General features: G+C 63.6%; 16 protein-coding genes. 7 read left to right on the forward strand and 9 right to left on the reverse strand.

Annotated elements, in window-relative coordinates; translation table 11 throughout:
* Nucleotides 1-10: 10 nt before the first annotated feature.
* On the forward strand, nt 11-358 hold the full coding sequence (locus tag ACWGTO_RS05870) for a DUF1491 family protein (RefSeq protein WP_454573906.1): 348 nt from the start codon (nt 11-13) through the stop codon (nt 356-358).
* Here the strand turns inward: ACWGTO_RS05870 and ACWGTO_RS05875 are convergent.
* From ACWGTO_RS05875 to ACWGTO_RS05895, 5 genes are all read right to left on the reverse strand, one after another.
* Entirely contained in the window at nt 345-1,343 is a 999-nt protein-coding gene (locus ACWGTO_RS05875; protein WP_454573907.1) for a hypothetical protein, read from the reverse strand. The two genes, ACWGTO_RS05870 and ACWGTO_RS05875, sit on opposite strands and share 14 nt — an antisense overlap.
* Nucleotides 1,344-1,743: 400 nt before the next feature.
* Nucleotides 1,744-2,292: a DUF1254 domain-containing protein gene (locus tag ACWGTO_RS05880; protein WP_454573908.1), complete on the reverse strand. Its 549-nt coding sequence runs from the start codon at nt 2,290-2,292 to the stop codon at nt 1,744-1,746.
* On the reverse strand, nt 2,285-2,869 hold the full coding sequence (locus tag ACWGTO_RS05885; protein ID WP_454573909.1) for a DUF1214 domain-containing protein: 585 nt from the start codon (nt 2,867-2,869) through the stop codon (nt 2,285-2,287). Before ACWGTO_RS05885 ends, ACWGTO_RS05880 begins: the two co-directional genes overlap by 8 nt.
* 80 nt (nt 2,870-2,949) lie before the next feature.
* Complete coding sequence (locus ACWGTO_RS05890; protein WP_454573910.1) at nt 2,950-5,112, reverse strand: transglycosylase domain-containing protein; 2,163 nt, start codon at nt 5,110-5,112, stop codon at nt 2,950-2,952.
* A 153-nt stretch (nt 5,113-5,265) separates the two neighbouring features.
* Nucleotides 5,266-5,904 (reverse strand): TetR/AcrR family transcriptional regulator, encoded by a 639-nt coding sequence (locus ACWGTO_RS05895; RefSeq protein ID WP_454573911.1) that lies wholly within the window; start codon nt 5,902-5,904, stop codon nt 5,266-5,268.
* Nucleotides 5,905-6,013: 109 nt separating this feature from the next.
* Between ACWGTO_RS05895 and ACWGTO_RS05900 the strand changes: the two genes are divergently transcribed.
* Both ACWGTO_RS05900 and ACWGTO_RS05905 read left to right on the forward strand, forming a co-directional pair.
* Nucleotides 6,014-8,422, forward strand: coding sequence for a GcvT family protein (locus ACWGTO_RS05900; RefSeq protein WP_454573912.1), 2,409 nt, complete (start codon nt 6,014-6,016; stop codon nt 8,420-8,422).
* A gap of 12 nt (nt 8,423-8,434) precedes the next feature.
* On the forward strand, nt 8,435-9,988 hold the full coding sequence (locus ACWGTO_RS05905) for a trimethylamine methyltransferase family protein (RefSeq protein ID WP_454573913.1): 1,554 nt from the start codon (nt 8,435-8,437) through the stop codon (nt 9,986-9,988).
* Between the two features lie 170 nt (nt 9,989-10,158).
* Here the strand turns inward: ACWGTO_RS05905 and ACWGTO_RS05910 are convergent, their stop codons facing one another.
* The 3 genes from ACWGTO_RS05910 to groL all read right to left on the reverse strand — a co-directional run bounded on the left by ACWGTO_RS05910 (nt 10,159) and on the right by groL (nt 12,618).
* Complete coding sequence (locus tag ACWGTO_RS05910) at nt 10,159-10,518, reverse strand: SPW repeat protein (RefSeq protein WP_454573914.1); 360 nt, start codon at nt 10,516-10,518, stop codon at nt 10,159-10,161.
* Between the two features lie 192 nt (nt 10,519-10,710).
* Nucleotides 10,711-10,875 (reverse strand): hypothetical protein, encoded by a 165-nt coding sequence (locus ACWGTO_RS05915; RefSeq protein WP_454573915.1) that lies wholly within the window; start codon nt 10,873-10,875, stop codon nt 10,711-10,713.
* 114 nt (nt 10,876-10,989) lie between these two features.
* Entirely contained in the window at nt 10,990-12,618 is a 1,629-nt protein-coding gene (gene groL / locus ACWGTO_RS05920) for a chaperonin GroEL (RefSeq protein ID WP_454573916.1), read from the reverse strand.
* Between the two features lie 393 nt (nt 12,619-13,011).
* Between groL and ACWGTO_RS05925 the strand changes: the two genes are divergently transcribed.
* The 3 genes from ACWGTO_RS05925 (at nt 13,012) to ACWGTO_RS05935 (ending at nt 14,267) form a co-directional block, all read left to right on the forward strand.
* Nucleotides 13,012-13,275, forward strand: coding sequence for a hypothetical protein (locus ACWGTO_RS05925; RefSeq protein ID WP_454573917.1), 264 nt, complete (start codon nt 13,012-13,014; stop codon nt 13,273-13,275).
* Complete coding sequence (locus ACWGTO_RS05930; RefSeq protein WP_454573918.1) at nt 13,272-13,538, forward strand: DUF1488 domain-containing protein; 267 nt, start codon at nt 13,272-13,274, stop codon at nt 13,536-13,538. Before ACWGTO_RS05925 ends, ACWGTO_RS05930 begins: the two co-directional genes overlap by 4 nt.
* A gap of 321 nt (nt 13,539-13,859) precedes the next feature.
* A complete protein-coding gene (locus tag ACWGTO_RS05935) occupies nt 13,860-14,267 on the forward strand; it encodes a DUF3168 domain-containing protein (RefSeq protein WP_454573919.1) in 408 nt (135 codons plus the stop codon).
* Nucleotides 14,268-14,380: 113 nt separating this feature from the next.
* On the opposite strand, the gene ACWGTO_RS05940 is transcribed toward ACWGTO_RS05935, so the two are convergent.
* On the reverse strand, nt 14,381-14,767 hold the full coding sequence (locus ACWGTO_RS05940) for an ester cyclase (protein WP_454573920.1): 387 nt from the start codon (nt 14,765-14,767) through the stop codon (nt 14,381-14,383).
* 280 nt (nt 14,768-15,047) lie between these two features.
* On the opposite strand from ACWGTO_RS05940, the gene ACWGTO_RS05945 reads away from it, so the two are divergent.
* The gene (locus ACWGTO_RS05945) at nt 15,048-15,302 is read left to right on the forward strand and encodes a hypothetical protein (RefSeq protein WP_454573921.1); all 255 of its coding nucleotides are present in this window, start codon (nt 15,048-15,050) and stop codon (nt 15,300-15,302) included.
* Nucleotides 15,303-15,365: the final 63 nt, after the last annotated feature.

The raw sequence follows: 15,365 nt of genomic DNA on the forward strand, positions 1-15,365 counted from the left end.
GAACCCTGCCATGCGCGTAACCACCGATCTTTGGGTGTCGGCCCTGCTGCGCCGTGTTTTCGGCGCCGGCGGCTTTGCGGCCGTCGCCAAGCGCGGCGCCACCGAGGCCGGCGCTGTCTTCGTGCTGTCGCGCGGCCGGCTGGGCGAGGTCTCCCTGTTCGGCCCGGCGCCGCAGACCAGCTACGATTCGGCCAAACCGGATGACCGGTTTTTCACGCTGCTCGGCGCCGGCGACGATGCCGGCCCGTTTGACGCCAGGCTGGAGCGGGAAAAGAAATTCGATCCCGATATCTGGGTGGTCGAGATCGAGGCCGGCTCGGTTCCCATCGAGGAGCTTCTCTCGGTCAAGATGCCTTGAGGCTGGCCTTCTTGCCGCCCTGCGCCAGGTCGGCATTCGCGGCGACAGGGGCGTTGCCGCGCACAGCTCGTGACAGTGCTTCGGCCTTCCAGCCGCGGAGCTTTTCGAGGGCCGCATCGTGGTGCAGCAGACGGTAGCGGTCGAGGAAGATGCGGATCGCCTGCGGGTGCGGGAACTCCCGGGGGTAGACCGCGACCGCGATCAGGAATGCCCTGTCCTCGCTGAGGTCGAGCGCCCGCAGGGCGGCGAGCAGCGAGACGTAGCTCGACTGCTCGGTCAGCGCGCGCGCCGTCGAAAACTCGATGTCGAGCGCGTCGGCAAGCGCGGTCTGGAAGAAGGCGGCGTTGCCGGTCAGCGCCGTCTCGCGCAGCTTGCTATAGGTCGCTGAGCCGACGAAGGGATTGACCGATGTCGCCTCGCCTTCGGCGAGCATCATCGCGCGCAGCCGGTGCCTCGCGCTTTCGGCAGCGCTGCCGGGTAGTTTTGGTGGGCTGAGGGCGGCGGCAGCGGGTTCGGCACTGTCGCCCGGCGCCTTGGCAATCGGCTCGGGCTGTCGCACCCGCACCAGCGTCGGTTTCTCCAGCGCCTTGATCAGCTGCGCGATGGTCGGGTGCAGATCCTCGCGGCGAGCGATGGCGCGCGCATGCGGCAGGCCGTGACGGCCGATCAAAGCGATCAGGTCGATATCGCTGAGTGCCCGCGAACGGACGAGCAAAGGAGCGCAGACATCGACCGGCTCCTCGCAAAGCCGCCGCACCAGGGCGGCCGGGGCATATTCGCATTCGGAAAGGGCTGCGGCGACGTAGCGGCGCGATTCGACCGACACGCTGTCGAACAGCGGCAGCGTCAGATCCTCGAGCTGGGCGATCTCGCGGCGCGACGGGCGGGTCAGCGAGCAGAACGCCGACACGGCGGCGCGAAACAGCCTTTCGGCTTTTCCCGACTCCGTCCGTATAGCGATTTGCCTGAAATCCGAAGCTGACACGGAAGATACGCCCGACACTCGACACGACCCGGACCATGCTCAACCGCAACTGTGTCGGTTTCGCGTGAGGTCTGGAACAAACATCAAATTAGCGGCGATCCGTTAGCGCTCCGTTAACCCTCTGCCTGCCTTAATCACATTTGGAGGCGTTGCGTTGTGCTCCGGGGCAACCGAGAGGAATACGCGAACCATGGGCATGGTACTGTCTTTTGTGCCGCGACGGGCACCAGTCAATCGAGCAGTTCAGGACACCGCTACGCCGGCGGCAGTGATCATTTTCCCCGGCGTCCGCTACGAGCATCCGCCATTGACGGGCGGGGCGCGGCCAGCCGGTTCGGACAAGCCAGACACACCACGGACGCCTGCTCCGCATCACTGAACGGCCTCACGGGCCTGGAGATCAGTAGTCCTGCAGCTCGCAGGAGCTCTGCTCCAGAAACTGTTCGACAATCGGCTTCCAGCTGTCGTCGGGCACGAAGGCGCGGATGACGAAGATGCCTTCCTCGATCGGCGCTTCGACGAAGATCGCCCCTTGCAAATCCTCCGGCAGCTCCCGGCGCACGTCGATCATCTGCGCCGGTGTCAGCACCACGGTGTCGAGCTTGTTGCCGGTCGCCGTGTGGTCGTTGAAGGAATAGAAATTGTAGCCGTTGCGGTCATAGACCGAGACCGACCAGAACGGCACGCTGCCCGGCGCCTTGATGCGCACTATCCCCTCGGCAAGGTCGAAGCGGCAGGCGGCAGCGTAAAACAGCGGATCGACCGACTTGACCACTGGCGCACCGCCGGCCTCGGCGTCGAGCCTGGTCATCTTGTAGAGGTCGGACGCCAGCGCCAGCCGTGACCAGGCGTCGCGCTCGGTAAACTCCGGCACCAGCAAAAGCACCACGATGTGGACGATGCCGGCGCCGAGCAGCCCGAGCAGGAGGGCGTGCAGCAGCCTACGCATTGCAGCCAGCCTTGACGATGCGGGGCAGCGTCACGTCGGAAAGGCCGGTGCTCGAGGCGATCGGCGTGTCGTAGAAGGTGAGAACGAAATACATCCGGCCAAAGCCTTCGGTCAGAAGCCAGTTGCCGGGCGCCGGGCGATTGCCGACGGCAATGATCACCGAATTGTCGGGCTGGCGCAGCACCTGGTACGATTGCAGCGCCGCCAGCCGCGGCTTGCCGGTGTCGACCACGCCGAGCGACTGATCGGCCGCGTAGAGCGTCCAGAACCGGGCGGTGGGGAAACTGCCTTCGATCCTGTAGTCGCACTGCCGCTGAAGCTGATCCCCTGCCGCATCGCGTTCGGCGATGAAAGACAGCCCCTCCGCCTTGCCGAGCGCCAGCACGCCCTCACGCGCCACGCGCGCCTTCGAATAGGGGTCGGCATTTTGGGTGCCGATCTCAGGGAAGGCGGTCCATTGGCCGATGCTGATCGCGCCGACGCCGCTCTGCGCCTGCAGCGCATACCAGACGCTGCCGCTGCCGAGGCCGATGGCTATGGCAAGCGAGAGCAGCGTTAGAAAGGCGGTCTTGAGCATGAAGAACCGGGACGCGAGAATTGTCGTTCGGGGATATAGCGGGGCAGGCCGCAGGGCAAGCGGCCCAGTGGAACGGCGGATCAGAGCGCCGACAGGGTCTCCGGCGCCGATGGTGCGTAGAGCACGGGTGCTGCCTGGAACACCTTGGTCATCTCGCGCAGCGTCTGCGTCGTGCGGCTGGACAGCACCGGTGGGCGCTCGGCTGCAGCGTCGGCGGCCACTTGGTCGGCGTTTTTCTTCTCTGCTTCCTCAGCCTTGGCCGCGATTTCTTCGTCGACGAAGGGCTTGTCGAGGCCGGGGATCGGCTTCAGGTCGATGTTCTGGTGCGCATAGACCATCAGCCGCTGCCACACCATCGCCGGCAGCGTGCCGCCGGTCATGTTGCGGGTCGGGGTGAAGTCATCATTGCCGAGCCAGACGGCGGCCGTGTAGTTGCCCGTGAAGCCGACAAACCAGGCGTCGCGGTAGGACTGCGTCGTACCCGTCTTGCCGGCAACCACGATGTTGGGCAGCTGCGCGCGCCGCGCCGTGCCGATCGCCGGCACCGCCGCCAGCATGGTGTTCATGTATTTCAGCGCCTGTTCCGACAAAACCCGATGCGGCGCCGGCGCATCCTTGGCAAAGTCGTAGACGACATCGCCGGTGCGGGTGACGAGCTGCGTGATGCCGTGCCGTGAGCCGACGAAGCCGTTCTGGGCGAACACGCTGTAGCCCGTCGCCTGGTCCATGACGGTCATGCCCGACGTGCCGAGCACCATGGTCTTGTGCGATTCCAGCGGCGATTCCACACCGAATGATTCCGCCATCGCCTTGATCGGGCCGATGCCGAGATAGTCCTTGGCCAGCCGCACCGGCACGGTGTTGATCGACTTGGCGATCGCCGTGATCAGCGTCACATTGCCGGCCGAGCCGCCATTGTAATTGTGCGGCGACCAGCCGCCCCAGCTGATCGGCCCGCCGGAGACAACGGAGTCCGGCGTGAAGCCATGCTCCATCGCGGTGGCGTAGACGTAAGGTTTGAATGACGAACCGGTCTGGCGCAGCGCCTTGGTGGCGCGGTTGAACTGGCTGGCGCCATAGTCGCGACCGCCGACGATGGCGCGCACCGCACCATTGGTCTCGATCACCACCACGGCGCCCTCGGTGACGTTGTATTCCTTGCCGAACTGGCGGAGATGGAATTCGACGGATTCCTCCGCCGCCTTCTGGATATTGGCGTCGAAGGTGGTGTGGGCGACCAGCGAATGCTGGCCGGGCTTGGCGATCTTCTTGACCTCGTCGAAGGCCCAGTCGAGGAAATAGTCCGGGCTCTTCTGCTCGCCGCGGTCGACGATCTCGGCCGGATGCAGCCTTGCCTGCAACACCTGGCCTTCGGTCATGAAACCGGAATCGACGAGGTTCGACAGCACCACATTGGCGCGAGCGCGGGCGGCGGGCAGATTGATGTGCGGTGCATACTTGGTCGGCGCCTTGAACAGCCCGGCCAGCATCGCCGCCTCGGCGAGGTTCAGGTCCTTGACGCTCTTGCCGAAATAGAAATCCGCCGCCGCCTCGATGCCGAACGTGCCGCCCCCCATATAGGCGCGGTCGAGATAGAGCTGCAGGATCTCCTTCTTCGACAGATTGGCCTCAAGCCATAGCGAAAGGAAGGCTTCCTTGATCTTGCGCTGCAAGGTCCGCTCATTCGACAGGAACAGGTTCTTGGCCAGCTGCTGGGTGATGCTGGAGCCACCCTGGACGACGGAATTGGCCCGCACATTCTCGAAGATGGCGCGCGACAGGCCGAGCACGTCGATGCCGTAATGCTCGAAGAAGCGCCGGTCCTCCGTCGCCAGCACCGCCTTGATGACATGGTCCGGCATCTCGTCGACCGGCACGGAATCGCGCTGGATGATGCCGCGCTGGCCTATCTCGTTGCCGTAGCGGTCGAGGAAGGTGACGGCGAAATCGCCTTGGCTGCGCCAGTCGCCCGTGGTGATCTGGAAGGCCGGCATCGCCAGCGCCAGGAGCACCACGAAGCCGCCCGCGCCCATGGTGAAACCTTCGCTCAGCACTTCGATAATGCCGCGCCGCCAGCCGGTGACGCGAAAGCGTCGCGAAAAAATGGTTGCCGATTCCCAGAACTGGCCGGCCTTGAAGCGGATCTCGTAGAGCGAGGAATCGATCCACGCATCCACCGCCAGCAGTGCGGCGGCGATCGGACCTCTTCTTCTTCTTGGACGTCGTTCTAAAGGACTGGCCATTCCCGAAACTCACCCCACCCACGACCTGAAAACCCTAAGCGGGCAATTTCAGGGCGGGCACACCCGGCGAAGACTATTCATCCATTTCAGCCCGCTCACAAGGGCAGCCGGGCCGCACCGCACGGATTTTGAGCATGGGCATGCCGGCCGATATCAGCGCGCGGCGATGAAGTGCATGAAATGCGCCACATCCGCTTCGCTCGGCTCCTGACCCGTGAAGGCGCGCAGATAGGCGGCGAGATGGCTGACCCGCGCCTCGACCGGCTCCTTGAGGTCGAGCACGTAGTAGCCGATCTGCATGTAGTAGAGCACACGTGCCCGGATGAAAGCGTCTTCCTCATCATAGCCGTGCCGGCGATACATCGCGCGGATTGCGCCGAGACGGTCGTTGTCGGCCTGGTCGATGGCGACACGAACATCGTTGGAGCGCCTTGCCCATTCGCGAACGGCAAAATCGAGCCGCGGATCGAACAGGCGCTCGTCGGCCCAGCATTCGAAGACGTTCAGGACCGCCATGATGATTGTCTCGGCCGGCCGCTTTGCGCGCTCGACGATCGCCTTGGTGTTGGTGTCATGCCAATGGGCGAGCAAATGGTCGAGCAGGTCCTGGCGGCTCTGGAAATACCAGTAGAAGCTCGAGCGCGAGACGCCGAGCTTCTGACCGAGCGTTAGAACCCGCACGCTTTCGATGCCATCCGCGATGAGGGTCTGCAGCGCCAGATCGATCCAGTCCCGGCGCGTCACCTTGATATTGCCGGGTGCCGGCTCGGCCTGCGGAGCAATCATGATCATGGACCCACAAGTGCCATGGCGATGAATTCTGCGCAAGCTCTGGACATAAGTGTCTAGACACATGTGTCCAGTACATGTATCGTGTCGGTATCCAACGAGGGAGAGGCTCGTGAAGTCGCATTATCGGGCGGTCGTCATCGGAGGAGGCGTGGTCGGCGCCTCGGTGCTCTATCATCTGGCGCGCTTCGGCTGGACCGACGTGGCACTGATCGAGCGCGCCGAGCTGACCGCCGGCTCGACCTGGCACGCCGCGGCCGGCTTCCATGCGCTGAACGCCGATCCCAATGTCGCGGCACTGCAGGATTATACAATCAAGCTCTATCGCGAGATCGAGGCCGAGTCCGGCCAGAATGCCGGCCTGCACATGACCGGCGGCGTCAACATGGCGAGCGACCCGCAGCGCTGGGAGTGGCTGAAATCGGCCTGGGCTGTGTTCCAGTCGGTCGGCATCGAGACCGCCAGGCTGGTGACGCCGGAGGAGATCAAGGCAATCTGCCCGATTGTCGATGTCAGCGAAGTGCTGGGCGGCCTCTACGATTCCAACGAGGGGCACCTCGACCCCTACGGTACGACGCACGCCTATGCCGGTGCTGCGAAAAAACGCGGCGCGGATGTCATCCTGCGCAACCGGGTACTCGATCTGAAGGCGCGCCCCGATGGCGGCTGGGATATGCTGACCGAGCAGGGCACGATCGTCGCCGAGCATGTCGTCAATGCCGCTGGTCTGTGGGCCAAACAGGTCGGCCGCATGGCCGGCGTCGAGCTGCCGGTGACGCCGATGGAGCATCACTACTTCGTCACCGAGGACATTCCGGAGGTGGCCGCGCTCGACAAGGAGCTCGGCCTCGCCGTCGACCTCGACGGCTTCTCCTATCTCAGGCAGGAGCGCAAAGGCGTCCTGCTCGGCGTCTATGAGCAAAACCCGAAGCACTGGAATATGGACGGCGCCCCCTGGGATTACGGCATCGAGTTGATCCCGGAAGACATCGAGCGCGTCAGCCCGGAGCTGTCGAAAGCCTATGAGCGCTTCCCGTGCCTGGCCACGGCCGGCATCCGCAAATGGGTCAACGGCGCCTTCACCTTCACGCCCGACGGCAACCCGCTCGTCGGCCCGGTTCGCGGCCTGAAGAACTACTGGGTTGCGTGCGGTGTTATGGCCGGTTTCAGCCAGGGTGGCGGCGTCGGCAAGTCGCTCGCCGAGTGGATGATCCATGGCGAACCGCAAGCCGACATCTTCGGCATGGACATCGCCCGCTACGGCGCTTTTGCTGCAAACCGCGAATATCTCAGGCAGACGACGCGCCAGTTCTATGCCCGCCGCTTCGTCATGACGTTCCCCAACGAGCGCCTGCCCGCCGGCCGGTCGCTGAAGCGCCCGGGCGCCTATGACGGCATGAGCGCTGCCGGATGCGAATGGACGGCCTCCTGGGGGCTGGAAATCCCCGCCTATTTCGCACCGATCGGTTTTCGTGAGGAGACGACGCTGAAGCGCTCCAACGCTTTCGACATTGTCGGCGACGAGGCGTTGCAGGTCCGCCGCGCCGCCGGCCTCGTCGATACCTCGGCCTTCTCGCGTTATGCCGTGTCGGGGCCGGGCGCCGAAGCCTGGCTCGACCGGCTGTTGGCGTCGAAACTGCCGAAGCCGGGGCACGCGAAGCTGGCGCCAATGCTTGGAGCTGACGGGCGGCTCAAGGGCGATCTCACTGTCTTCAATTGGGGCAGCGGCGAATACTGGCTCATGGGCTCCTACTATCTCCGGGAATTCCACATGCGCTGGTTCGAGGCGCATGCGGCGCAAGGCGTCTCAGTCGCCGACATCTCCGACACCGTCAGCGGTTTCCTCGTCACCGGGCCGAACGCGCGGGACATCGTGGCGCGGACCACGCATCAGGATGTCTCGGCAGGCGCCTTGCCCTTCATGGCTTGCGGCCGGTTCGACATCGGCATGGTGAGCGCCCGCGTGGCGCGGCTGTCGATCGCCGGCGAGCTCGGCTTCGAGATCAATTGCCCGGCCGTCATGCACGCCGCCTTGCGCGAAACCGTACTCGCCGCCGGCGCGGATCTCGGCCTTGCCGAGGTTGGCTATTATGCGCTCAACGCACTGCGGCTGGAAAAGAGTTTTGGCATCTGGTCGCGCGAGTTCACGCAAGGCTATACGCCCGGACAGACCGGGCTCGACCGCTTCATCGCCTTCAAAAGCGGTTTCATCGGCCGCGAGGCGGCACTGAAGGAGCGTGATGCCGGCGCCACACGACGGATCGTGACGCTGGAAGTCGACGCCGTCGATGCCGACGCCGGCGGCTTCGAGCCGGCCTGGCACAAGGGCCGGCGTGTCGGCTTCGTCACCTCCGGTGGCTATGGCTACACGGTTCGTAAAAGCGTCGCGCTGGCGTTGGTCGACGACGATTTCGCAGGCGAGGGGACCGAGCTTTCGGTGCACATTGTCGGCGTCGAGCGACCGGCGCGTGTCATTGCGGCTTCGCCCTACGACCCTGACGGCAACGCAATGCGGCAATGAGGAGTGGTGGCCATGGTCGATGATGTCATAAGGGAGACCAGGCGCGAGCGCCGGCGCGGGCACACCGGTGAGGCCGGCAGCGGGTCGAGCCGCCATCCCAACTACCGTTCGCTCAAAAACCCGTTCCTGCCGCAGCCCGTGTTTTCGGACGATCGCGTCGCCGCCATCCACGACACGGCGCTGCGGGTGCTGGAAGAGCTCGGCATCAAGGTGCTGCTTCCCGAGGCGCGCGCGATCTACGCGAAAGCCGGTGCGCTGATCGATGAGGACAGCCAGATGGTGCGCATCGGCCGAGACATCGTCGCGGCCGCACTGGCCTCGGCGCCAAAGTCCATCCCGGCGCTGGCCGGCGATCGCAGCCGCGATCTGATGCTCGAACTCGGCTCCATGACCTTCCTCGCCGGCGCCGGCGCGCCTAACGTCACCGATCTCGAACGCGGCCGCCGGCCGGGAACGCTCAGCGCCTTCGAGGAATTGACCAAGCTCATCCAGCATTTCGACGTACTGCACATGCTTTGCCCCTGCATCGAGCCGCAGGATGTCGACCACCGTTTACGCCACTATGCCGTCAACCGCGCGCAGTTGACGCTGTCCGACAAGTTCCCCTTTGTCTTCGCTCGTGGAACGCCGCAGGTCGAGGATGGGTTCGAGATGATCCGGCTGGCGCGCGGGCTGTCAGAGGATGAATTCCGCGCCGGCGCCCATTGCTACACCATCATCAACACCAATTCGCCGCGCCAGCTCGACATTCCGATGGCGCAAGGCATCATCGACTTCGCCCGCGCCGGGCAGGTCCTGGTCATTACGCCGTTCTGCCTGGCCGGGGCCATGGCGCCGATCACCGTCGCCGGCGCGCTGACGCTGCAGCATGCCGAGGCGCTGGCCGGTCTGGCACTGGCGCAGGTCGTACGTCCGGGCGCACCCGTGCTTTACGGTTCCTTCTCCTCCAATGTTGACATGAAGTCGGGCGCACCGGCGTTCGGAACGCCCGAACACGTCAAGGCGACACTTGGGGCCGGCCAATTGGCGCGCTTCATCGGCCTTCCCTGGCGTTCGGGTGCCGGCAGTGCCGCCAACATTTCCGATGCGCAGGCAGCTCATGAGTCGCAGTTCGCCCTTTGGGGTTCGGTGCTTGCCGGCGCCACCGTCTGCATCCACGCCGCGGGCTGGCTGGAGGGTGGCCTGAGTGTCTCTTTCGAGAAGCTGATCACCGACATCGAGGCAGTGCAGTCGATTGCCGAGCTTTGCGCGTCAACTCCCGGCGACGACGATGCGATCGGTTTCGAGGCCATCGCCGAAGTGCAGCCAGGCGGGCATTTCTTCTCCGCCGGCCATACCATGGCGCGCTACCGTACCGCCTTCTACGAGCCGCTGGTTGCCGACTGGTCGAATTTCGGCAACTGGACGCAGTCCGGTTCGAAGTCGGCGACCGAGCGCGCCACCGGCATCTGGAAGCGGGCGTTGGCCGACTTCCAGCCGCCGGCTTCGGCGGCCGCTACACCAGGTATTCTCGATGAATTCATAGCGCGGCGCACCGAACAGGGCGGGGCAGCGCCGGTCTCGTGAAGGGAACGCAACCGGCAATGATGGTCTGCTGCGGCCGCCGGGATATTGACCGGGCGGTCCTGTTTTTCACGCTATATGCACGCGGCCCGGTTCACGGGCCGGCGTATCGCTCTCAGCGATCAGCGGAGCCCGCCGCTCACGCGCCGGGCTCCTCCTTTTGTCGTCACCGATCACGCATGCGCGTGCGGGTGACGGAAGTCCCAGACTGCCCAGGCCGATGCGAGAACCACCAGCACGCCGAGAACCACATGGGTCCCCATTGCGTTTGCGTTCGCCATGAAACCAAGCAGCCAGGGCGAGACGATCAGCCAGAGCCCGAGAACAAGATTCACCCACTCTTCCCACTCGGCGAATACGGAAAGCGTCGCGAAAGCCAGCGCACCGAGCACAACGCCAACAATCCAGGCGTTGTAGGCGGCAGTGGTTTCAGCGGCGAAGCCGATTATCCAGGGTGAGACGAACAGGCAAACGGCAAGGATCAGATTAATCAGATCCTGGCCACGTTTTCCTTCCATGAGTTTATTGGCCATGACAACCTCCATAGAGAAGCTTGACCAAAGCACTACGTTTCGCGTGCACCGCACGCTTAGTTGTTGATATAATTACGCTTCAAATGACCTTCAAGGACCTGCCCCAGGGCGGCCGATGGCTGCGAATTCATAGCGCAGCACGCCGAACAGGGTCGAGGCAGCCCGGCCTCTTGAGGGAACGAAGCGCGCGCCTCACATCGGCCGCTTGTCGCCGGTCCTCGGTGGTTCGCGGCGGATCGTGCCGGCATCGGTCAGCCTGTGCTTGTCGGCGGCAATTCGGCGGATGCGATCGAAGCGGCTTTCCTCCGCCGGCTTGGTCGCGGGCACAGCATTTGGCTTCGGTGCGAACGTGATCATCTGTCGCTGACTGCTGACCGACGGAAATCCTCGGGCACGCCGGGAAATTGTCCCCGGCGGCAGTTGTTCTGGCCTGGCCCGCCCGGCTTGCCAGGCGGACACTTCAGCAGACGGTCAATAGCCGCCCATGCCGCCGCCACCACCCGCGGGCGTCGCATCCTTGGCCGGAACGTCGGTGATCATGGCTTCGGCGGTGATCAGAAGCGCTGCGATCGAGCCGGCATCCTGCAGTGCGGTGCGCACCACTTTCGCCGGGTCGACGATGCCCGCCTTGATCATGTCGACATAGATCTCGTTCTGGGCGTCAAAGCCCTGATTGTGATCCTTGTTGTCGGAGAGCTTGCCGACAACGATCGAGCCTTCGACACCGGAATTCTCGGCGATCTGGCGGATCGGCGCCTCGAGCGCGCGAAGCACGATCGAAATGCCCGCCGTCACATCGTCATTGGCGCCGGTCAGTCCGGCAAGCGCCGGCCTGGCGCGCAGAAGCGCCACGCCGCCGCCGGGGACGATGCCTTCCTCGACCGCCGCGCGCGTCGCGTTCAGCGCGTCGTCGATGCGGTCTTTCTTTTCCTTCACTTCCGACTCGGTGACGCCGCCGACGCGGATGACGGCAACGCCGCCGGCAAGCTTGGCCAACCGCTCCTGCAGCTTCTCCTTGTCATAGTCGGACGTCGTCTCCTCGATCTGGCCCTTGATCTGTGCGATCCGCGCCTGGATGGTGGCCTTGGTTCCGGCGCCGTCGATGATCGTGGTGGCGTCCTTCTCGATCAGCACGCGCTTGGCGCGGCCGAGCATCTCGATGGTGACGTTTTCGAGCTTGATGCCGAGATCTTCGGAAATCATCTGCCCCGATGTCAGCACCGCGATGTCTTCCAGCATCGCCTTGCGGCGGTCGCCGAAGCCTGGCGCCTTGACGGCCGCCACCTTGAGGCCGCCGCGCAGCTTGTTGACGACCAGCGTGGCCAGAGCCTCGCCTTCGACGTCTTCGGAGATGATCAGCAGCGGCCTGCTGCTCTGCACCACCGCTTCGAGGATCGGCAGCATCGCCTGCAGATTGCCGAGCTTCTTCTCGTGGATGAGGACGTAAGGCTCTTCCATCTCGACACGCATCTTGTCGGCGTTGGTGACGAAATAGGGCGAGAGATAGCCGCGGTCGAACTGCATGCCTTCGACGACGTCGAGTTCAGTGTCCGCGGTCTTGGCTTCTTCGACGGTGATGACGCCGTCATTGCCGACCTTGTCCATCGCCTTGGCAATCATGGCGCCGACGGTGGCGTCGCCATTGGCGGCGATGGTGCCGACCTGGGCGATCTCGGCCGACGACTTGACCTTCTTGGCCTTCGCCTTGATGTCCTTGACCACGGCGGCGACAGCCTGGTCGATGCCGCGCTTGAGATCCATCGGGTTCATGCCGGCGGCAACCAGCTTGGCGCCTTCGCGCAGGATCGAGGCGGCCAGCAACGTGGCGGTGGTGGTGCCGTCACCGGCGAGGTCGTTGGTCTTCGAAGCCACTTCGCGCACCATCTGCGCGCCCATGTTCTCGAACTTGTCGGCAAGCTCGATTTCCTTGGCCACCGTGACGCCGTCCTTGGTGATGCGCGGCGCGCCATAGGCCTTGTCGATGATGACGTTGCGGCCCTTTGGCCCAAGCGTGACCTTCACCGCATCGGTGAGGATCTCGACGCCGCGCAGCATGCGGTCGCGCGCGTCGGTGGAGAATTTGATTTCCTTGGCAGACATTTTTTCAATCCCGTTCGTGTGGTGAAACAAGCGGCTGGCCGGAGCCTGGCAAAGCCAAGCCGGTCAGGCGGCTTTCTTGGCTTTGACGCTCTTGCCGATGACGACCGTCTCGCTCTTGTCGATGACGCCCATAATGTCGGCTTTCCTTGAACTTCCTTCTTGGGCCTGCACAGGCGGCCAGCCGCTCTTATAGGCGCGTTGGCACTCGATAGATAGGAGTGCCAAAAATTATTCGCGGGCAACTCAAAATATTAAAAAGTATTATTTGGCATGCGGATTTCCAGATATCGCGCTCGGCATAAATAATTCAAAAAATTGAATTTCCGCGCCAAAGCGCCTATTTATATGGAAAGTTTCGTTTTGACGGTTTCAGGCACAAGGGAGATTTAAGCGATGGCCGACGGCAATCAGAGTATCATGGAAAAAGCTGAGGCCCGCTTCGTGGACAAGCAGAAGAAGACGGCCGAGCGCAACAAGGCAACCTCCGATTACATATCCGAGGCCAGAGCCAGGGAGATCAAGACCGCAAGGCTCAGGGGATTGCGCCTGGCCAAGGAAGAGGCCGACCGCGTTGAGGAAGCCCTGAACCCGACACCGAAGAAGAAGCGGGCGACAGTCAAGAAGGCCGCCGCCGCACCGAAGGGAGCCAAGTCATGAGCCTGACATTCCCCAATCCAAGCCGCAGCTATGACGAGGCCGGCAAGCGCATCCGCTTTGTCGGCCATGACGGCATGTTCCAGATTTCCTTCTCTGTCGCCGCCGATGCAATCTCGAAGGCGCCATCGGGGACGGCGACCGCGGAAGCTACCTATCTGGCCGCCTTCGATACGGCGTCCAACTCCATCCATGACATTGCCAGCAAGGCCTATGCCCGCACCCGCAAGAGCATGTATGTGCTCACCGCCGCGGATTTCGGCTAGCTCTTCGCCGCGCAATCAGGACGGCTGGGATCAGCCTGGATCAGGCTTTGCGGTCCGCTTTTGCCGCGGCTTGACGTCCCGGCTGTTCAGGCGGCCATCGCTTCGGCATCGCGTATTGTCATGCCCACCAAACAGGCTTCCTCATAACACCCTTCTTGAAACTCCCTGCATGCCAAATAGAAACCGGTCCGTGAAACGGCCATGCCGCCCGATTCGCAACTTGCGTCGGGCCGGTCGTCATCTGGCGAAACTGGTGCAACACCGTTAGGTTGCGCGCGAAACTAAGGTTGTTCCAAACGTGACAGGCGAACGGAGACGAGGATGACGGCGCCCGGCGATTTGCTGCAAGCCTTGTTCATGAGATTGAAGAGCGACGCCTCGCTGACGGCGCTGCTCGGCGGCGCCGGGTTGCGCGAGCAGGCGGCCGACGGCGCTGCCTTCCCCTATGTCACTTATGGCCGGACCAGTGCGTTCGATCTGGACACCGGCGCCGACAATGATGCCGACCAGCTGATCACGTTGCATGTCTGGTCGAAGGCGCAAGGCGAGGCCGAGACGCGCCTGATCATGGACAGCATCCGGGCGCGCCTCGACGGCGCTGCATTCGCCACCGGCTCGCGCGAGCAGACCCGACTGTCCCTCGAGTTCGCCGAGGCGCGCTATGACGAGGACCTGGCGCTCCATCACGGGGTGCTGCGGATTCGCGCCCTCACGCAAAGCGCACCCTAGAGCGTTTCGCGGAAACGCCGAACCGATCTATCTCCTTGTTTGACGCAATTCCCAAGGGAAAGCGCTACGCGCATTTCCCGGGAAAACCGCTTCACACTTTTCCTGGAATTGCTCTAAATCTGCGCCTGGATCTCGGCCTTGTCGATGACCGACCACACCTCGCGGATGCGACCCTCTCCGAATTCGTAGAAAACATTCTCGGTGAACGTCACGCGCTTGCCGTTCACCGGCAGGCCGAACAGCATGCCCTTGGGATGACAGTCGAAATGCAGGCGTGCCGCCACGCGCGGTGGTTGGCAGACCAGCAGTTCGATATTGAAACTGAGATCGGGAATGGCCTCGAAATCGCCTTCGAGCATGCGGCGATAGCCTGACAGGCCGAGCATTTCGCCATTGTGCTGAACTTCATTGCCGACAAACATTCCGAGATTGGCCCAGTCCTGGGCATTCAGGCAGGCGATGTAGCCCCGGTAGAGGTCGGCAAGGTCACTATCCGTCATGGCGCACTCCGATGGTTTGGCGTTTCCTCGGCTAATTAGGGCGCCTCTGAGAATGGTCGCGCCTTGACCTGTTCCCAATCCACCTGCGATTTGAAGCCCGTTCGCAAAAATCATAGCCGCGCAGCCGGTTTTCCGGCTATGAATCCCACGCCCGGTCTGAGGGGACAGGGGTAACATGATTGCATTCATTCGTTTCGCGCGCAGGGGGAATTGCGGCGATGGATTTCCGACCGTTCAACGTTCATTTCACGTTCAGCACAGTTGCGTTACAACGCCGACCATGAAAACGCTTCGCTCTCTTTTCGGAACCGCGACACTGGCGCTTGCAGCGGCCGGAGTTTTGGCGTCGGTGCCGGCGGCCGCGGCAGATTGCTATGCGATCGGCCAGCAGGTTGCCGAGCAGTATGGCGGCACCCTGGCCAAGGCTTCGCAGTCGACCCGTGGCGGCCAGGAGGTCTGCGTCATCGTCGTGCTCGTTCCTGGCAAGGACGGTCAGCGCCCCCGCCGCTCCGAGATCGTCGTCCCGGCGAACTGATCCCATCTTCCCTCTCGCAGGGCTCGTTTCCCAGGCCGCCGGAATCGGCCTATATCTGAGACA

It is taken from the genome of Mesorhizobium sp. PL10, from assembly GCF_053714315.1.